The 19,247-nt window shown below is 56.8% G+C and carries 18 protein-coding genes; 5 read left to right on the plus strand and 13 right to left on the minus strand.

Going from position 1 to position 19,247, the window contains the following annotated elements; all coding sequences use genetic code 11:
- Positions 1 to 5: 5 nt before the first annotated feature.
- Genes FHW71_RS19985 through FHW71_RS19995 form a run of 3 tightly spaced genes read right to left on the minus strand, consistent with a single transcriptional unit; the run spans position 6 to position 3,462 of the window.
- Positions 6 to 713 carry a class II glutamine amidotransferase gene (locus tag FHW71_RS19985; RefSeq protein ID WP_179452906.1) on the minus strand — a complete coding sequence of 236 codons (708 nt, stop codon included), beginning with the start codon at positions 711 to 713 and terminating at the stop codon, positions 6 to 8.
- Positions 701 to 1,978, minus strand: a complete 1,278-nt coding sequence (locus FHW71_RS19990; RefSeq protein WP_179452905.1) for an ATP-grasp domain-containing protein — start codon at positions 1,976 to 1,978, stop codon at positions 701 to 703. The genes FHW71_RS19985 and FHW71_RS19990 overlap by 13 nt, the downstream gene beginning before the upstream one ends.
- A 17-nt stretch (positions 1,979 to 1,995) precedes the next feature.
- Positions 1,996 to 3,462, minus strand: a complete 1,467-nt coding sequence (locus FHW71_RS19995; RefSeq protein ID WP_179452904.1) for a hypothetical protein — start codon at positions 3,460 to 3,462, stop codon at positions 1,996 to 1,998.
- A 212-nt stretch (positions 3,463 to 3,674) separates the two neighbouring features.
- Here FHW71_RS19995 and FHW71_RS20000 point away from each other — a divergent pair, with 212 nt between their 5' ends.
- On the plus strand, positions 3,675 to 5,111 hold the full coding sequence (locus FHW71_RS20000; protein WP_179452903.1) for a PLP-dependent aminotransferase family protein: 1,437 nt from the start codon (positions 3,675 to 3,677) through the stop codon (positions 5,109 to 5,111).
- Positions 5,112 to 5,168: 57 nt separating this feature from the next.
- Here FHW71_RS20000 and FHW71_RS20005 read toward each other — a convergent pair whose 3' ends face one another.
- The 9 genes from FHW71_RS20005 to FHW71_RS20045 all read right to left on the minus strand — a co-directional run bounded on the left by FHW71_RS20005 (position 5,169) and on the right by FHW71_RS20045 (position 14,355).
- The gene (locus FHW71_RS20005; protein WP_008105277.1) at positions 5,169 to 6,416 is read right to left on the minus strand and encodes a valine--pyruvate transaminase; all 1,248 of its coding nucleotides are present in this window, start codon (positions 6,414 to 6,416) and stop codon (positions 5,169 to 5,171) included.
- Positions 6,417 to 6,498: 82 nt separating this feature from the next.
- Positions 6,499 to 7,473 (minus strand): glyoxylate/hydroxypyruvate reductase GhrB, encoded by a 975-nt coding sequence (gene ghrB, locus FHW71_RS20010; protein ID WP_179452902.1) that lies wholly within the window; start codon positions 7,471 to 7,473, stop codon positions 6,499 to 6,501.
- 50 nt (positions 7,474 to 7,523) lie between these two features.
- On the minus strand, positions 7,524 to 8,807 hold the full coding sequence (locus FHW71_RS20015; RefSeq protein ID WP_008105275.1) for an MFS transporter: 1,284 nt from the start codon (positions 8,805 to 8,807) through the stop codon (positions 7,524 to 7,526).
- Positions 8,808 to 8,950: 143 nt separating this feature from the next.
- Positions 8,951 to 9,895, minus strand: a complete 945-nt coding sequence (locus tag FHW71_RS20020) for a sugar kinase (RefSeq protein WP_179452901.1) — start codon at positions 9,893 to 9,895, stop codon at positions 8,951 to 8,953.
- Between the two features lie 10 nt (positions 9,896 to 9,905).
- The gene (locus FHW71_RS20025; protein WP_179452900.1) at positions 9,906 to 10,652 is read right to left on the minus strand and encodes a sugar phosphate isomerase/epimerase; all 747 of its coding nucleotides are present in this window, start codon (positions 10,650 to 10,652) and stop codon (positions 9,906 to 9,908) included.
- Between the two features lie 125 nt (positions 10,653 to 10,777).
- Positions 10,778 to 11,803, minus strand: a complete 1,026-nt coding sequence (locus tag FHW71_RS20030) for a LacI family DNA-binding transcriptional regulator (protein ID WP_179452899.1) — start codon at positions 11,801 to 11,803, stop codon at positions 10,778 to 10,780.
- Positions 11,804 to 11,861: 58 nt separating this feature from the next.
- The gene (locus FHW71_RS20035) at positions 11,862 to 12,866 is read right to left on the minus strand and encodes a LacI family DNA-binding transcriptional regulator (protein ID WP_179452898.1); all 1,005 of its coding nucleotides are present in this window, start codon (positions 12,864 to 12,866) and stop codon (positions 11,862 to 11,864) included.
- 156 nt (positions 12,867 to 13,022) lie between these two features.
- The gene (locus FHW71_RS20040; protein ID WP_008105270.1) at positions 13,023 to 13,685 is read right to left on the minus strand and encodes an OmpA family lipoprotein; all 663 of its coding nucleotides are present in this window, start codon (positions 13,683 to 13,685) and stop codon (positions 13,023 to 13,025) included.
- A gap of 109 nt (positions 13,686 to 13,794) precedes the next feature.
- On the minus strand, positions 13,795 to 14,355 hold the full coding sequence (locus FHW71_RS20045) for a DNA-3-methyladenine glycosylase I (RefSeq protein WP_179452897.1): 561 nt from the start codon (positions 14,353 to 14,355) through the stop codon (positions 13,795 to 13,797).
- Positions 14,356 to 14,495: 140 nt separating this feature from the next.
- On the opposite strand from FHW71_RS20045, the gene FHW71_RS20050 reads away from it, so the two are divergent.
- The 4 genes from FHW71_RS20050 (at position 14,496) to FHW71_RS20065 (ending at position 17,711) form a co-directional block, all read left to right on the plus strand.
- On the plus strand, positions 14,496 to 15,191 hold the full coding sequence (locus FHW71_RS20050; protein ID WP_179452896.1) for an autotransporter: 696 nt from the start codon (positions 14,496 to 14,498) through the stop codon (positions 15,189 to 15,191).
- 101 nt (positions 15,192 to 15,292) lie between these two features.
- Positions 15,293 to 15,829 carry a primosomal protein DnaT gene (dnaT, locus tag FHW71_RS20055; RefSeq protein ID WP_179452895.1) on the plus strand — a complete coding sequence of 179 codons (537 nt, stop codon included), beginning with the start codon at positions 15,293 to 15,295 and terminating at the stop codon, positions 15,827 to 15,829.
- Complete coding sequence (gene dnaC, locus FHW71_RS20060) at positions 15,829 to 16,569, plus strand: DNA replication protein DnaC (protein WP_007893471.1); 741 nt, start codon at positions 15,829 to 15,831, stop codon at positions 16,567 to 16,569. Before dnaT ends, dnaC begins: the two co-directional genes overlap by 1 nt.
- Positions 16,570 to 16,577: 8 nt before the next feature.
- The gene (locus FHW71_RS20065; protein WP_179452894.1) at positions 16,578 to 17,711 is read left to right on the plus strand and encodes an ROK family protein; all 1,134 of its coding nucleotides are present in this window, start codon (positions 16,578 to 16,580) and stop codon (positions 17,709 to 17,711) included.
- Positions 17,712 to 17,782: 71 nt separating this feature from the next.
- Here the strand turns inward: FHW71_RS20065 and FHW71_RS20070 are convergent, their stop codons facing one another.
- Positions 17,783 to 19,246, minus strand: coding sequence for a sugar porter family MFS transporter (locus FHW71_RS20070; RefSeq protein WP_061720019.1), 1,464 nt, complete (start codon positions 19,244 to 19,246; stop codon positions 17,783 to 17,785).
- Between the last annotated feature and the right edge of the window lies 1 nt (position 19,247).

Consider the following 19,247-nt stretch of genomic DNA (forward strand, 5'->3'; position numbering starts at 1 on the left):
GTTGATCACTCCCCAATAGGAAATTCATGAAGTTCATGGTTACTCATACGACGCCATTCAGACGCCGTGCCCAGTGCTGAAATAGGTTCAGAAGAGATGAAAGTGGTGTTGTTGTTCTGTAAGCGGTGCAGCGTGAAATAGTTGGGATAGGGCGTATCGTCGGGATGCCATTGCCACGCCCAGGCTTTATCGCGCGTGACAAAAATGGCGTTGGCCGAACTGCCGCCCGGCGCGACCTGCGCCATCTTGTCGTGCAGATAATCGCGGGTGAAATCGGCGGGCGTGGCGCGATCCACTACATATTCCAGATACTCAGCGGAATCAAAACGCGACTCCGCCATGCCCAATTGCTGATAGACGGTGGGCAAAAAACCGTTATGCATCATGTACCACTGCGTTGCGCCGCTGGTGCGCCACAGCGGATGGGAAAATTCGATACCGTGATTTTTGCTCAGCGTGGCGTGGCGTACATGCACCGCCAGAAAGCGGCCGCGCAGGCGATCAACATCAATGGTCGGCAGCGCATCGGCGAAAGTGCCGGTGCCGTGCAGCGTGCGAATGTGCCCTTGTTCCAGCCATAAACAGCCCCAACCGTTGGGATGCTGTTTAATCGGACCTTCGTGCGTGGCGGTTTCACCGCAGCTCATGGCACGCGCGGCGTCCAGCACCGCAGCGGCATCAAATTGGCCGTGCGCCACAATCATTCTGCACATAGTAAATCTCTCCGTGTGGTGAGCGATGAGACCTCAAGAATCTGATGGAACACCGCCAGAATCTCGTCGCGGCTGGTGGCTGCGAGGCGGAAGGTGGCGAGAATGCCGGCGTGGCGGGTTAAATCGGCATACAGCGAAGAGCGCGGCGAAACCGCCAGCGCGGGCAGATTGAGCGGTGGCAACAGCTGACCGCGTTGATGCTGTTCGATCCAGCGTTCAGCCGCGTCATACTGCAGGCGCTGACGCAAACGCACGCGGCCCACCGCCTGCGGCTGCGGCGGGAAATGCAGCGGCGGCATGCCGTGACCGGCTTCGATGTGAAACGCCACTTCTGCCCAGTTGATGCCGGTAACTTCCTGCACCAAATTCACCACGCCCATGCCGGAAAGGCGGAAGCCCATTTCGAGGAAGTGCGGTTCGCCGTTGACCAAAATAAAGTCGATATGAAACGCGCCCTGACGATAGCCGAAGGTTTCGCAGCAGAAGCTCATCAGGCTGGTAAAGCTGGCGGGCAACTGTTGCGCCGCGACCGCCACATGACCGGATTCGTAAAAACTGACGCAGCCATCGGCATCGCTATGGTGTTCGATCACCTTTTGGCAGCAGGTCAGCGCCACGGCGTGGCCGTTCGCCACCACGCCTTGCAGCGAATACTCGTCGCCCGCCAGCCAGCTCTCAACGATAAATCCACTGAAGCCGCGTCCGCCGTAATTCATGGTATCGACCAGCTTGCCAATCACCGCATCAAGCTGGCTGGCCTCTTTCACCAACCAGATGCCAAGGCCGCCGCCGCCATCAACCGGCTTGATCACGCAGGGATAGAGCAGCGCTTCACGTGCATCGCGGATGCTGAGCGGCGAGGCAAAAAAGCGAAACTCCGGTTGCGGAAAGCGCTGCCAGGCTTTACGTAACGCCATGCGCTGCGCGTACTTATCCGGCGGAATAAAGCTCACACCGGCGTCGGGCCCAGCCAGCAGTTCGCGCACGCGGCCGGCGCTGGCGTTGTAGGCTTCAAAGCCCGCCAGCACCACGTGAGGATGTTCCATCAACCCGGCGTGCAAACAGGCTTGCAGCACATCCCACGGATTTTCCGGGCGATCGAGCCGCACAATCAGATCGAACGGCAACGGAATGCTCAGCGATTGGTAATCGACGAAATCGCCCATCTCCGCCAGCACGGTAAAGTAGCCCTCGCGTTTGGCCACCGCGCAGTAAGGATTTTGTCCGTCGCGGGTGGCGCCAATCTGCAGGAAAATCTTTCTCATCGCGTTGCCTTACCGGGTTAACGCCCGGAGATCACTTCAGTGACGACGTCTTGCATGACACCGTTATTCACCTGAATCACTGCTTTGTGCGGGTCAAAACGCAGCACGCGCGAAAGCGCATCGCCGCGCTGATCGTCCAGCAGTGAACTCACCTGCGCGCTGCGCCAGCAGTGACGCATCTGCGCCACGGTCAAACCAGAAAGTTGCTCCAGCTGCTGCGCCAGCAACAGATCGTCGCTTTCGCCGCACAGCAGGGCGCGCACCGCCGCTTCGTCCGGCGCATCGACCAACTGCTGCAACCAGCTTTTCAGCTGATGGCCTTCGGCGATAAACGGCGAATAGATCATGCAAACCAGTTGGGTTTCATTGAGGCCAAATGCTTGTTCGGCGAACTGCGCGGCGCGCTGGCGGGCGCGCTTAATCGCCTCATCGTCCTGATAGCGTGCCGCCATCTCATCGATCAGCTGCGGCGGGAAATCCTTTTTCACCATCAGCCCGAGCGCAAAGCGCACATATTCGCGAATGCCTTCGGCGTAGCTGCGCTGCAACAGCGTCTCCGCTCGCAGACCGCGAATATGTGCCATTAACGTCGGATTACCGCAGTCCGATTCGGAGAAGCTGAACATCAGTTCATCAAAGCGGAAATGCATAAATTCGGTCAGCAGCGCCCAGTGCGCACCGGCTTCATACGCGGTGTCTTGATAGATGTTGAAGAACAGCGGATCGCGTTCCAGCTGCCAGGTAATGCGGTGCGCGGGCGTCACCTGATCGGCACCGTAGATATCGGCGAAATAGCGCTCGGCCACGCCATCCAGCGTCTGCAGGAAGCCGCTAAAGCCGCGCGATTTATCCGCCACCGGCGCATCAAACAGCCGCGAAAGATGGCGCGCCCACGCCAGATAAGCGGTTTGTTCCTGCGGCGAATCGCCGGTGATGATCACATCAACGCCACCGTCGTAATGCGCTGCCAGGCCAAACGAGTTCACCATGCTGAGATTGCAGGCGTTACAAAAGGTAGAGCGCGCATCGGCGCGGAAGCGGTGGCCATTCATCAGCACATCGTTGCGATTTTGCTGGCGCACGCTATCGGGCATCGGTAAATGGCGATCGAAGTGACGGATTTGCAGGCCGTCGGTGACCAGACATTCGGTAAAGTCATCATCGAGGATGTGCAGCGCGCGGTATACGCGATCGATATTCTCCATCACGCTGTCGTTCATCGCCGCATGACGGTTGGTGCTGATGCGCAGCTGAAAGGTGCTGCCGTGCTGCTGCCAGATCAGCCCCTGAATGTAGCGCACGTACGCCACCATATAGCTGCTGTCTTTGCCGCCGCCGTAGGCCAGCAGCACGCGGTTATTTTCCGGGTGCGCGGCGTCGGGAAGTGCGGCCAATAAACGGCGTGAACAGTGTTGCGCAGAATCGATAATCGTCGGGGTGAGATATCCACTAATCTCTCGCATCATGGTGGACAGATTATTCATTTTCACTTCATCCTTTGGCTAATAAAGTCGCTGCTGCCGTGCTGGCGGCAACAGACGGGAAATGGGCCACGAAGGTGCTACGGAATGAATTTTTTAGTCGGAAGCGGCACTGCAACTAATGCGTATGGTTATCAATTAACTAATGCAGCCTAAAGTACTTTGAATGTAATCTGGTGAAAACGCACAGATCCGGACGAAATAGGGTGGAACAGATGGCGGGTGAAACGGAACAGGGCAGTCGTTACCGTCAAATCGCAGAGCAGATAAAACAAGCCATTCACAGCGGCTCGCTGCCGCCCGACAGCCGTTTACCGTCGGTGCGCACGCTGGCGACGCAGTACAGCGTCAGCATGACCACCGCGCTGAAAACATTACGTACCCTTGAGGATGAGCACTACGCGGTGGCGCGTCCCAAGTCCGGTTTTTTTGTCGCCCCGCGGCCTGCTAATAAAACGTTTCCCGCGGTCATCAACGAGCAAGCGCGCGAAGTGGCACCGCTCGACGAGCAAACCGAGCTGCATCTGGCGATGCTCGGTTCAGACTGCCGCGTACGGCTGGATCTGGCCAACGGCGACATCTCACTCTATCCGGTGAAGAAGATTGGTTTGCTGATGCGCCAGATGGGATACAGCAAACCGGCGCTGCTGGGCAACACCGTGAAAGGCACCGGCTATGCGCCGCTGAAAAATGAAATTGCGCGCCGTGCAGTGGATTATGGCTGCAATATCAACGCTGATGACATCCTGATCACCAACGGTTGCATTGAAGCGATTTCGCTGGCGCTGCGCGCCACCACGCGGCCTGGCGATATCGTGGCGGTGGAATCGCCCTGCTATTTCGTGCTGCTGCAGATGCTGCATAACCTCAATCTGCGGGTGATTGAGGTAGAAGCCGGGCCGGAAGGCTACGTTAATGTGGAGAAACTCACCGTGCTGTTTCAGCGCAAAGCGGTGCAGGCTTATCTCACCATCAACAACATCAATAATCCGCTGGGCAAAAGCATTCCCAACGAGCAGAAAGCCTATATTGCGCGTCAGGCCGACGAGAACGATGTGGTGATCATTGAGGATGATATCTTCGGCGATACCGCATTCGGCGAGCGCCGCCCGTTCCCGATGCGCGCCTTCAGCCCGAACGCTATTTTGTGCAGCGGCTTCTCGAAAACCGTCGCGCCCGGCATTCGTATTGGCTGGGTGCACAGCAGCAACTACATGCGCAAAATCGCCTCGCTGAAATACACCACCAGCATGGGCACGTCGGTATTGTCGCAGGCGGCGATTGCCGAACTGCTGCGCAGCGGCGGCTACGATGCGCATCTGCGTAAGCTACGGCGTGAGCTGAAGAATCAAATCCAGCATATGCGTCAGGCGGTGCTGCGCTACTTCCCGGTGGGCACGCGGGTTTCTGATCCTGAAGGCGGCTATGTGTTGTGGGTGGAAATGCCGATCGGCGCGCTGAATGTGCGCGCGCTGTTTCTCAAGGCGCGCAATGCGGGCATTGGTATCGCGCCGGGCCACATTTTCGCCACCGATCACCGCTACGATCACTGTTTTCGACTCAATGCCGGGTTTGGCTGGAATGCCGAAGTGGAGCAGGCGATTCAGCAGCTGGCGCAGTGGTGCCAGTTGTCGTTGCCGGCGGAATTGTAGGGTCGCCATTTATGGCGACCTGGCCGAAAACCGCACGATTATCGGCGACCTGGCCGATTAATCGCTAAATGCGGCTTCCAGCTCTTCCGCCAATATCTGCACCGCGCGCTCAATCTTCTCCGCATCCGGCACATAATTCATACGCATGCATTGATGGGTGTGCGGCCATTCATGTTCCAGTCCGGGGAAGAAGAAGTGGCCGGGCACCATCAGCACGCCGCGTGCTTTCAGGCGCTGATACAGCGTTTCAGTGCTGATCGGCAGATCGCGGAACCACAGCCAGAGGAAAATCGCGCCTTCGGGTTTATGAATCAGGCAGCGATCTTCCGGCAGATAGCGGCGCAGAATCGCAATCGTCTCGCTCACTTTGGCCTGATAGAACGGCTTAATCACCTCTTCCGACAGGCGCAGCAAATCCCCGCGCACAATCATCTCATTGGCAATAGCAGGACCGATGCTGCCCGGCGCCAGGCTGATAATCCCATTCATATTGCCAATCGCGGCGATTGTGCTCTCATCGGCGACGATAATGCCGCAACGTGCGCCCGGCAGGCCGAGTTTCGACAGGCTCATACATAGAATGGTATTGGGATTCCACAGCGGACGCGCTTCGCTAAAGATGATGCCGGGGAACGGCACGCCGTAGGCGTTATCAATCAGCAGCGGTACGCCGTGCTGCTGCGCCAGCGCATCCAGCTGCAGCAGTTCGTCATCGGTGATCACGTTTCCGGTTGGGTTGGTCGGGCGCGATACGCAAATCAGGCCGACATCATCATTCAGCGGCAGATGATCGAAATCGACGTGATATTTGAACTGGCCTTCCGGCAGCAGCTCAATGTTGGGCTTGGCGGAGACAAACAGATCCTCTTCCAGACCGGCATCGGCGTAGCCGAGGTATTCCGGTGCCAGCGGGAACAGTACGCGCTTTTTGCTGCCGTCGGCGCGACGTCCGGCGAACAGATTGAAGAGATAGAAGAATGCGCTCTGACTGCCGTTGGTCAGCGCGATGTTTTGCGCGGTTAATGGCCAGCCAAGTTCTTCACGCAGCATCTTCGCCAGCGCATCCAGCAGCAGCGCTTTGCCGCGCGGACCATCGTAGTTGCACAGCGCTTCGCTCAGCTTGCCGTCCTGATGCATCTGCATCAGCAACTGGTTGAAATAGTCATTCATCGCCGGGATCTGCGCCGGATTACCACCGCCAAGCATGATGGTGCCGGGCGTGCGCAGGCCTTCACCCATGTCTTCCATCAGACGTGAGATGCCGGAGTGTTGAGTAAATTTGTCGCCGAACTGAGAAAAGGACATAGGAAGTTAAAACGTTGTGAAATCGAATGGGGAACCACCATAGCGCCCGCCGCTGGCAGGCGCAATGGGTAATGCAGCAAGCTTAGCCTTGGATCTGCGGGTTAACGCAGTTTTTCTCGACTTTTCCGCTCAGGGCGGCGATCAGGTTATCTACCGCGTCGCGCGCCATGCCGTAACGGGTTTCATGCGTGGCAGAACCGATGTGCGGCAGCGCTACCACGTTCGGCAGCGTCAAAATCTCGGCATCGGCAGGCACCGGCTCAACTTCGAACACATCCAGACCGGCGGCGTGGATGGTGCCGTCTTTCAGCGCCGCAGTCAGCGCCTGCTCATCCACCACCGGACCGCGACCTACGTTGATCAGAATTGCGCTTGGCTTCATCAACTTGAGCTGCGCCGCGCCAATCATATGGTGCGTCTGTTCGGTCAGCGGCAGGCTGATGCAGACAAAATCACTCTCTTTCAGCAAAGTTTCCAGATCGCAGGCACGCGCACCAAAGCGGGTTTCCGCCTCTTCATGCTGACGGCGCGCGTTATAAAGAATGTTCATGCCAAAGCCAAAGTGCGCACGCTGCGCCAGCGCCAGGCCGATGCGGCCCATGCCGAGGATGCCGAGGGTTTTGTGGTGCACATCGATGCCGAAATGATCCGGGCCAATGCTTTTTTTCCACTCGCCGGCTTTCACCCACTTATCCAGCTCGGTCACGCGACGTGCGGTGCTTAGCACCAGCGCCATCATGGTGTCGGCGACGGTTTCGGTCAGCACGGTTGGCGTATGCATCAGCAACACCTTGCGTTGATTCAACGCGTCGACGTTGAAGTTATCGTAACCCACCGACACGGTGGAGCAGGCGCGTAGCGCGGGCATTTTTGCCAGCAGCTCGCCATCCACTTTGCCGCCAGAGCCGAGCAAACCTTGCGCCTGTTCGAACTGCGCCGCGTGTTTCTGGATGGTTTCCGGGGAAATATCGTGCACTTCAGTAACGGTGAAATGGGCATCCAGCTTGGTGCGCAGGTCATCTGGCAGGCTCTTATAAAGAATCACAGCAGGTTTCATCTTTTGCTCCCTATAAAATGGTGAGGAGGCCTTGAGGCCTCCCGAATTGATTACGCGTGCTTTGCGCCATGCATCGGCGGCGATGTTTTATTCTGCGCCGGTTTGACGATCAACGTCAGCCAGACCGAGGCCAACAGCGCAGCACCCATGAAAATGTAGGAGGCGGCAGGCGAACCGGTCGCGCCATTAAGATAGCCTACAATCCACGATCCGACGAAGGAACCGAGTGCGCCCATGCTGTTGATCAGTGCCATCGCACCACCGGCGACGTTGCGCGGCAACATCTCAGGAATGATGGCGAAGAACGGACCGTACGGCGCATACATCGCACCACCGGCAATCACCAGCAGCGTATACGACAGCCAGAAGTTGCTGGAACCGACCAGATAGGAACCAAGGAACGCCAGCGCGCCAATCAGCAGCAGCGGCCAGACAAACAGTTTACGGTTCTGAGTTTTATCGGACGCCCACGACACCACGATCATCGCAATGGTCGCCACCAGATACGGCACCGCTGACAGCCAACCGGCTTCCACCATGCCCATCTGCGAACCGTTACGCAGAATAGACGGCAGCCACAGCACGAAACCGTACACGCCGATGCTCCAGGCAAAATATTGCAGGCACAGCAGGATCACGTTGCGATTACGAAACGCTTCACCGTAGTTACGTACCGCTTTAATGCCTTCCTGCTCTTTTTGCAGTTGCGCCTGCAGCGCGGCTTTCTCGCTTTCACTCATCCATTTGGCCTGGGCCGGTTTGTCCTGCACCAGGAACCACCAGGCAACCGCCCAGATCACTGCCGGGATGCCTTCGAAGATAAACATCTCGCGCCAGCCAAAGGATTCAATCAGATAGCCGGAGACCACCGACATCCACAGCACTGTTACCGGATTACCGAGGATCAGGAAGGTATTGGCGCGCGAACGCTCGGATTTGGTAAACCAGTTGCTGATATAGATCAGCATCGCCGGCATCACCGCCGCTTCCACCACGCCGAGCACAAAGCGGATCGCCGCCAGCATCGGAATGTTGCTCACCACGCCGGTCAGCGAGGCGCAACCGCCCCATAAAATCAGGCACCAGAAAATCAGCTTCTTAACGCTGCGACGTTCGGCATACAGCGCGCCGGGGATCTGGAAGAAGAAGTAGCCAAGGAAGAACAGGGCGCCCAGTAGCGATGACATGCCTTTGGTGATGCCGAGATCGTCATTTATCCCTGCGGCAGAGGCGAAGCTGAAGTTCGCCCGGTCCAGATACGCCAGACTGTAGGTGATAAACACGATGGGCATGATAAACCACCAGCGTTTTGGCGCGATTGTCTGCGATTTCATGGGTGACTCCTCTGGTTGAGGTGGACGCATTCAGTGGATGCGCCTCGCAATATAGTTGTAGTAGGTACAGATATTTTTTAAATCTTTGTTTGGCGGTCGCCATAAATGGCGACCCTACAAAACGCATCGACTATCGTAAATATTTAATAATCGCCCAACGCCGCACGCGTCGGCAGGCCTTCGCTGTCGCCAGCAACCTGAATCGCCAGCGAACCGATTTTATTACCACGCAGAATCGCCTGCGGCAGGGATTTTCCTTCCAGCAACGCGCTGATCAGCCCAACAGCAAAGCCGTCGCCGGCACCCACGGTATCGACCACGTTCTCGACGCGAATCGGTGCGACCTGGCCTTGCTGGCCGTCGGCGGTTTTGTACCAGGCGCCGTCGCCACCGGTTTTGATCACCACCGCTTTCACCCCTTTATCGAGGTAAAAATCGGCGATGGCTTCCGGCTGGCGATAACCGGTAAGAATCAAACCCTCTTTTTCGCCCGGCAGCACCCAATCGGCGTATTCCGCTAAATGATTGAGCTGTTTACGCATCTCCTCTTCGCTGCGCCATAACACCGGACGCAGATTGGGATCGAAGGAGATGGTTTTGCCGCGCGCGCGCATCTCTTTGGCCGCGTGTTGCGCCAGGGCAAGAGAGCTGTCGGAGATTGCCGCCGCCACGCCGCTTAAATGCAGATGGCGCGCGCTGCCAAAGTAGTCATCGTTGAAATCGTCGGGCGACAGATGGCTGGCGGCTGAGCCTTTGCGGAAATACTCCACTTCGGGATCGGAGCCGTCATCGACGCGGGATTTGAGCTGGAAGCCGGTGCGATAGCGTGCGTCGGTGGTGACGCAGCGGTGATCGACGCCCTCTTTTTCCAGCTGTTGCAGCGTGAAGCGACCAAAGCTGTCATTGCCGACGCGGCTCACCCAGCCTACGTTCAAACCGAGACGCGCCAGGCCAATCGCCACGTTGAGTTCGGCACCGGCAATGCGTTTGATGAAGCCTTCAGCTGCGGCGAGATCGCCAGTTTGCTGGGCGATAAACATCGCCATCGCTTCGCCAATCGTCACCACATCCAGCGTTTTTTGCGTCATCATCGGCTCCTTACGCTGCACGCAGCAGATCAACGTAATGGCGCGTGACCGCCAGCAAATCCGCGCCTTCCAGCGGGAATTCGATGCCGCGCGGTGCGTCGGTTGGCAGCGCGTTAAGCAGCGAGCGCCAGCTATCATCGGCCTGATCCAGCGCGATAGCGCGGAAGGTAGCGCCGTGCGGCACCGCCGTTTTAACGTGAATATAGCTAACGTAGCGGCTGAGTTGCGCGGCGGCCTGCAAACCGTCTTCGCCGGTCCACTGCCAGTTGCCCATATCGAAGGTCATATCCAGCGGCAATGCGGCATCGCAGGCCTGATGGAAGAAGCGCAGCATCGGCGCCAGCTTGCTGTCCGGGGTTTGATCGTTCTCAACCACCAGCGTCACCGTTGATGCTTTCAACACATCGCGCAGCGTGCTGGCATCGAGTTCCACAAAATGACCGAGCGCCACTTTCAGGCGCTTAGCGCCGATTTGTTCAGCTTCCTGAAGGAACTGCGCCAGACGCGGATTCAGTGCGCCATCATCCAGCCACAACGCTTCGGGCACGGAATAGCTGGCGCTCAGCTGATGCTGGGAAATCGCATTGCCGAGTGCGTGCAGCAGGCAGAGTTCATTTTCGTTGAACAGCTCGCGACGGATTTCGACGCCATCCGCGCCCGCCTGTTTGATCAGCGGCAACAGCGCGGCCTGGCCACCCAATTCCGCTACTTTCTGCGCGCCGTATGCGGCAGTTACAACAATAATTTCTGGTTTCATCACGTTTCTCCGGGCATGACCACATCCCATTCGTTATAAAAAACCTAAATGGAACCGGTTCCAAAGAGAAGGGGCAGACCGTGAAATTATGATCATGCTCACGAAGTGAGCCATAAAAGGGGAGGTTAGCGCAGCGGCTGGCTGGAGCCGCGCACGATCAGCTCGCCGGAGAAAAGCTGTTCGCTGATCGATTGCTCGCTGCCTTCGATGCGTGCAATGACTTGTTCCAGCGCGGCGTAGCCAATCTGCCAGGTGGGCTGTTTTAACGTGGTGATGCCGACGCCCGCCAGCGCCGCCCATTCCAGCTCATCAAAGCCCAGCAGGCCAATCGCTTCGCCCCAGCGCAGCTCAAGACGCTGCAGCGCGCGCGCCACTTGCAAGGTCAGCGCGCCATTGGCGGCAATCACCGCACAGCGTTTATCTGCATGGCGTTGATGGAACTCGTGCAGCTGTTTTTCCAGCGCGTCGGGCTGATGCAGCGCCACTTCGGCATTCTCTGCCGCAATCTGTGGCGCGCTGTTCACCGTGTCGTAGAAGGCGCGCAGACGTTCGCGGCGCGTGTTGACGCTGCCGAGCGGCTCGCTGAGGAAGAGCAGGGCTTGATAGCCGTTATCCAGCAAATGTTGGGTCGCAACAGTGGAAGCTTCAACGTTGTTGAGCCCCACCATATCGCAGGCGAAATCGGGGATTTTTCGGTCGATCAACACCATCGGCAGCATCGACTGTTGCAGCCGATTGAGCACTTCTTCATGCATGCCCACGGCATTCACCACAATGCCTTCCACCTGGTAGCTGCTCAGCAGTTGCAGGTAATGCTGTTCGAGATCGACTTCGTTGTTGGTGTTACACATCAGCAGGGTAAAGCCCTGCGCACGACACGCCGCTTCAATGCCGCTCAGCACGTCTACCGAGTAAGGATTGGTAATGTCGGCAATGATCAGGCCGATCAACCGCGTACGGCCGCGTTTCAGTCCACGCGCCATCTGGCTGGGACGATAGTTGAGCTCGGCGATGGCCTGTTCGATACGGGCTTTGAGATCGGGCGAGAGCAGATTCACTTCGCCATTCAGATAGCGGGAAACGCTGGTTTTACCGGTTTTTGCCGTACGGGCAACGTCACTGATTGTGGCTCGTGGCGGCCTGGTTTTCATTGCTTACACCTGCTGAAAAGAAACAGGCGAAGACTAACACAGCTCGGGCCAGGCGCAATCATTGCGCGTCAGAAGTGAGTCGCAGCACCGGTTGCCAGAGCGTTTGCAGCTCGTTCAGTGGTGCATCATCAAGCAGTTGCAGCACCATTTCGGCGATGCGCTCGCCAATGTGCTGCTGGGATGATTGCAGAATGGCGTTTACCGGCTGATCGACAATCGAATCGGGCGGCAATCCATCATACACATACAGCGGAATCGCCTGCGCCCCCTTCAGGCGGGCGGCTTGCTGCAGCGCAATCGCGGCACCTTCACCCAGCGTGCTGCAATCGGTAATGATCGCCTGCGGCGCATCGCCTTGCGCCAGCCAGGCATTGGTTTGTTGATAGCCAGATCGGCGCGTAGCGGGCAACGCGGCCATCAGGGATTGATCGACCGGCGCCTGATGCTGAATCAACGCATCAATAAATCCCTGGCGGCGATCGAGGATGTACGTCGCCGATTCGTCACTGCCGAGATAAGCCAGACGCGGCCATCCTTGTTGCAGGCAGTTTTCTGCCGCGAGAAAAGTACCGGCGTGATTATCGTAATCTATCCACGCGTACGGCTGTGGCAGCTCGCTGCGACCCAGCGTCAGGAAGCGGAAACCTTTCTGCTGTAAGCGTTGCAGTCGCGCATCCTGCGGCATGGTGTGGGTTAAAATCAGGGCATCGATGGCGCCGCTGCGCAGCATGCGAATCAGCTTTCGTTGTAGCTCTTGCGGTTTATCGGGTAGCAACAGCAGATCAATATCGTGCTGCGCGAGACGTTGATCGAGCGTCAGCAGCATTTGGCTGTAATAGCTGTCATTGAGCGAGGCGTGGCTAATGGGAAAGAGCAGACCAACCGCATTGGCGCGTCCGGTTTTCAGGCGGCGGGCCGCATCGTTGGGGCGATAACCGCGCGCTTGCGCTTCATCTTCAATGCGTTTGCGCGTGACGGCCGCTACATCGTCATAGCCATTTAGCGCCCGGCTCACGGTAGTAACAGAGAGGCCAAGGGTAGCGGCGATGGCTTTCAATGACATGATAGCGTCCCATTGATCAATTTTTGATCACGCTAGCATAAAGGAAAAGGCGGCTCTATCAGTTACGAATTTTTTAGCTTTTTCTGACAAAGATGGCGTCAAAAGTGGCGAAAAAGAGTGATAAAAGCCGACCTGCTCACGCAGTCGGCTCTACTTTTAGCTCAGCGGGCTGAGGGTGATCTCAACGCGACGGTTCTGTGCTTTACCGTCTTCGGTGCTGTTGCTGGCGACCGGATTATCCGGGCCTAAACCCTGCGTGCGCAGGCGGTTTTGCGCCACGCCCTGCAGAATCAGACCGCTGGCGACGCTGTCAGCACGCTGCTGTGACAGACGCATATTCAGCGCGCGCGTGCCGGTACTGTCAGTGTAGCCCACCACATTCACGGCGGTTTTTGGATACTCTTTCAGCACCATCGCGACGCCGGTCAGGGTGTTGGCTCCCGCCGGTTTCAGGTTGCTGCTGTTAGAATCAAAGGTGACGTTATTTGGCATGTTGAGCACGATGTTGTCGCCCTGACGCGTCACGCTGACGCCGGTGCCACGCATTTTGTCGCGCAGTTTCGCTTCCTGCACATCCATGTAATAACCCGCGCCGCCGCCCAGTGCAGCGCCGGATGCCGCGCCAATCAGCGCGCCTTTACCGCGATCTTTCTTCGACGACGACAGCACGCCCACGCCCGCGCCCAGCACCGCGCCTAAGCCGGCACCGATGCCCGATTTGCCAGCCTGCGATTCGCCGGTATACGGATTGGTGGTACAACCCGACAGCGCGAGGCTGCCGCTCAATAACAAGGTCAGCGCCAAAATACGCTTATTCATGAAAAATCCCTCACAGATTTAAACGGGGAAAAGTCCCAAAACGGCACTATTATGCCGTTCAATTATGGGGAAATGCGTGAGGGTCAGTCTTAATTTGTAAACTTTTGCTTTAAAGATTATCAGGATGGCAGAAACAGCTGGTTTGATGGTCGTTAATTAAGCCGCAGGCCTGTAGAAATGAGTGGCAGGTTGTCGGGCCGACGAATTTAAAACCACGTTTCTTAAGTGCTTTCGACAGCGCAATGGCGGGCTCGGAAGTGGTTGGCGCGTCTTTGTAATTCTCATAACGGTGCAAAATCGGCGTATGGTCGACAAAAGACCAGATAAAGCGCGAAAAGTCCTCTCCGGTGGCTTCCAGCGCCAGCAAAGCGCGTGCATTGTTGATGATCGCCTCAAGCTTACCGCGATGGCGAATCAGCCCCGCATTTTGCATCAGGCGTTCCATGTCGCTTTCATCCATCAACGCCACGGCATCGGGATCAAATTCATGGAAGGCACGGCGGTAATTTTCGCGTTTTTTTAGCACGGTAATCCATGAAAGCCCCGCCTGTTGGCCTTCCAGACAGACCATTTCAAATAAGACTCGCTTATCGGTTTGCGGCACGCCCCACTCTTTATCGTGGTACGCCAGATACAGTGGATCCTCAGTTACCCAGCCACAACGTTGCATTGCATCACTCCCTTAGCATATGAAATAGCGATAGTTCCCTTGACGTATGGCAAATTCGATTAATAGTTATACAACGGGCGCCGATATAGATCTTATAAAACTTAAACGCCTATCTCTTCCCGGCTCGTCAGGAGTCCTTCATGTTGCAGAAAAGTCAGCGGACAGGCCAGCACAAAATTGCGCTGGCTTTTAGCGGTTGGTGGCTATTTTTTCTGGCCGGGAATGCCTATGCCTTTGATCAGTCGAGCCAGAATAGCGCGCCCGATTACAACGCAATACTTGCTGAAAAAATTTCCAGTAATCATCTGATGTTGACAGAAAATCCCGATGCCAACCTGTTTGACGCCGCGCTCAATTCACCGAACGACTACGCGATGGTGATGCACAGTGAAACCGCCAGCGTCGGTGCCGCGCCCTTTGTGAATCGCTATTCGGCCGGTTGGTCGATGCCGATGAGTGAAGCGGTGAGTACCGGCCCCGTTGCGCAGTTTGCAGTGGATGATTCGACTTTGAGCTGCCCGAAGTGCGAACGCGTGGATAGCAATAATGCTGAACACATTGCCTCGCTTGGCTGGCGCGTGGATTCCAGCTTTGGCTGGATATCGCCGTGGGCGCAGGTGAGCTACAGCCATCTGGTGAATGAAGAGCTGCCTTCACCCACCCGTGAACACGCTGATGACATCAATGGCCGGGAAAACAATTGGGTGGATGTCAGCGTCGGTGCCAATATGCCGTTGGGGCAAAATATGGCCGCCTTTGCTTCCTTCGCGCAAACCGGTGCGGTGAGCAGCGGCGAGCAGTTCATCTACAGTCTTGGCGTCAGCGCCAGCTTCTAAATCGCGCGCGATCCGCCGCGCTAAAACAGTTACACTGAGCGTATTACGTCGGGCTGAATTTACCGCCCGGCGCACCATGCTGGTTAACGTCAGGTTTCTTCATGTCAGTCAAAATCTTATCTTCAACGTTGGTGGGGCTGGATGGCTTCTGCCATGACCCGCTCGCCGTGCTGCAGCAGGCCGATAACGGCACGCTGGCGGTGCTGCATAACAATACGCCGGCGTTTTATGCGCTTACGCCGCAGCGTCTGGCGCAGCTGCTGGCGCTGGAAGCCGCCGCGCAGCAGCCCAATGATGTCACGCTGGATGAGAGTCTGTTTCAGACCGAAAGCGCGCCGATTGCTACGCCGGTTGGCAAGTTCGCGATGTATGAAGGCTGGCAACCGGACAGCGATTTTCAGCGTCAGGCTGCCATCTGGGGCGTGGCGTTGAGTGAAGCCGTTACTGCCGCCGAGCTGGCCACGTTTGTGGCGTACTGGCAGGCAGAAGGCCGTTTGTTCCATCATGTGCAGTGGCAGCAAAAGTTAGCGCGCAGCGTGCAGATGAATCGCGCCGCCAATGGCGGGCAGCCAAAGCGCGATCTCACGCAAATCAGCAATACTGATTACGATATTCCCGATGGATTCCGAGGTGAGTAATGAAAACGCCGAACGATCTTTTTAGCCGCCTGAAAAAGATGATGCCGTCCGAAGTGCAGCCGAAATTCAAAAACGGCGCGGAGCTGCTGGCCTGGAATCAGGAGCAGGGCCGTTTGCGCTCGGAAGCGATTGTACGGGAAAACCGCGCGATGAAAATGCAGCGCATCATGGGGCGCTCGGGCATCCGCGAGCTGCACATGAACTGCTCGTTCGACAACTATCGCGTGGAAAATGATGGGCAGCGTAAAGCGCTGGCCATGGCGCGCGAATACGCCGCCGGATTTGAAAATAGCATCTCCAGCTTTGTTTTCTCCGGTCGTCCCGGCACCGGTAAAAACCACCTTGCGGCGGCGATTGGTAACGATCTGATTATTCGCGGTAAAAGCGTGCTGATTGTCACCGTGGCCGATTTGATGTCGAGCATGAAGGGCACTTTCAGCGGCGGCAGCGATTTAACTGAAGAGCGCCTGCTGCACGATCTCAGCCATGTGGATCTGCTGGTGATCGATGAGATCGGCATGCAGAGCGAATCGCGCTATGAAAAAGTGATCATCAATCAGATTGTCGATCGCCGCTCATCGTCGAAACGCCCAACCGGCATGTTATCCAACCTCGATCCGGCGGGCATGAATTCACTGCTGGGTGAACGCGTGATGGATCGTATGCGCCTCGGCAACAGCTTGTGGGTGCGCTTTGACTGGGAAAGTTATCGCAGCCGTGTGCGCGGTGATGAGTATTGAGGAGTGCTATGAAAGCAGCCGGTAAAGGTCCAGCACTACTTCGCTTGAACAACCTGAAGCGGGTGATGACGCAACTGCGCACCACCCGCATCACCTCCCGCCAGGATCTGGCATTAGCGCTCGAGCTGAGCAAAAACACCGTTTCACTGATTGTCGATGATTTGCTGGAAGCCGGGCTGATCAATGAGCTCGGCCCGGTTAGCGTCGCTTCAGCCGGCCGTCCTAAAATCGAAATCTCACTGCGTGCGGAAAAGCTGAAAAGCGCCGGCATCATGGTGGAGCGCCAGGCGATTCACTGGCGCGTGTGCGACTACTACTCGCAGGTGATTGCCGAGCAAACCTGGCGTACGGAAACCAGCGATCCCGAGCAGTTGCTGCATGAGCTGGTGGAAGTGTGCCAGACCTTGCACGCGGCGCATCCTGAACTGCTCGGCGTAGCGATTGGCTTCCCTGGCATCATCGATCCTCATCGTGGCTGGGTGCATTTTTCCGCCCATCTTGGCTGGCAGAATGTGGATGTAATGACCATTCTCAGCCACGAGATGCCGTTGCCGCTGCGCATCATGAATAACGTCAAAGCCGCCGCGCTGCTTTCGGTGCAGCAACTCGAACTGAATAAGTCGCAAAGCCATTTCTATCTGCGCATCTCAGAAGGCTTGGGCGGCGCGCTGGTGGAACAGGGCGAAGTGTTTACCGGCAGCAGCTGGACGGCGGGTGAGATCGGCCATCTTACGGTGCAACCCAACGGCGAACGTTGTAGCTGCGGACGCTTAGGTTGTCTGGAAACGCTGGTGAGCAAACCGGCCATTCAGCAGCAGCTGGCAAAACGCAAACCGGGCTTGCGTTGGCAGAATGGCGATAGCGAGCCGGAAATCCTGAAAGAGGTGATGACGCAGGCGGGCACCCATTTGGGTAATGCATTGAGTCAGGTGATGCAGCTGGTGAATCCGGCCAGCATCATTATTGATGGGCCTTGGAATGCGCAGCCGGCATTTGTGCAGGCGGTGCAACAGGCGGCGCAGGCCGGTACGCTGGCCTTTACCTTCGCCCACACCGCGCTGCATTTCCTGCCGATGCGAATCGATCCGGCCAACGGCTTAGCGTTGGCGGTGATTGAGCAGTACGAACGCCCCAGCCAATAGGGCGCCATCAATGATCTCGTAGGGTCGCCATTCATGGCGACCAGGTGCGCATAAATGCGCACCCTCATCGATTAATGCCTCGGAATATCAAACGACTCGCTCGCTTTCGCGCTGGACGTCGTCTCCGGCAACTCTGCTTCGACGTTAAATTTACGCAGCACCAATGCATGAATCTTCTCAAGCGACACGCCGGCAGTTTCTGGCAGATAGCGGAAGGTAAAGAAGTACATCCCCAGCGAGAAAATCGCGAACAGCAACAGCGGGAAGCCACCGTGGAACATATCCAGCAGCATCGGGCTGCTGTTCATGATCGGGAAGGTGCTGCTGATAACAAAGTTGGCCATCGACATCGCGCAGATAGAAATCCCCACGCAAATCGAACGAATCTCGGTTGGGAACACTTCGCCCAGCACTGTCCAGACGATCTGGCCCCACGTCATACCGAAGAAAATCATGTATGCGAACAGGCCAATCACCGCCAGCATGCCCGGCAAGTGGTAATAGAAGGCGATGAACGAGTAGGTCAGGCACACGCAGGAAGTGATGGCACCCAGCAGCAGCAGCTTACGACGACCGACTTTATCGATCAGCATCATCCCCGCCAGCACGCCAATGAACTGACAAATCGACAGCCAGAAGGTTTGCAGCAGCGCTGAGTCCGTGCTGCCCGCGACATTTTTCAGCAAGGTTGGCCCAAAGTACTGAATCACGTTGATGCCGCTGATCTGGTTACCCACCGCCAAACCGATACCGACGATCAACAGTGGAATGGTGGTTTTATCCAGACGCAGACGCGATTTGTGTTGCTGCGCGGTTTTATCAGAAAACGAATGTTTGATTTCGTTGAACACGCTCTCGGCATGCTCGCGGTTTGAGATTTTGGTCAGCGTATCCAGCGCTTCATCGTACTTACCTTTCAGCACGTTCCAGCGCGGCGATTCCGGGATAAAGGCGATGAACAGGATAAACAGCGCGCACGGTACCAGCGCCGTGGCGAGGATGTAGCGCCAGCCCATATTGATCATCACGTCAGGCAAGGTGGATTTGGTGATGAAGTAGTTGGTCAGCAACACCACCGATTGTCCGCCGACGCAGCACACCGCATACAGCGCGGTGGTACGGCCACGAAACTTAGAAGGCGACAGCTCGGCCAGATAGATAGGCGAAATCACCGACGCCAGACCAATTGCCAATCCACCAATCATGCGGAAGATGACGAACACGGTGAAGTTATGCGCCAGCGCGGTCCCGATCACCGAAACGGTAAACAGCAGGGCGGTGATGGCGAGGGATTTTTTGCGTCCCAGTTTGTCGCTGAGGCGCGGTGCCATAAAGCAGCCGATCAAACTGCCGAGCAGGATATTGGAAACGGCCCAGCCGGTTTCAGCGGGCGATAACTGGAAATATTCACTTAAGGGTTCGATTGCACCGGAGATAATCGAAGAGTCATATCCCATTAGCAGACCGCCGAATGCCGCGACAGTACAGCAGAGAATGACATACTTCATGTTGTAGCGTTTTTGCCTGGTATCCATT

The organism is Enterobacter sp. Sphag1F (assembly GCF_014193275.1).
GTDB classification, from domain to species: domain Bacteria; phylum Pseudomonadota; class Gammaproteobacteria; order Enterobacterales; family Enterobacteriaceae; genus Pantoea; species Pantoea symbiotica.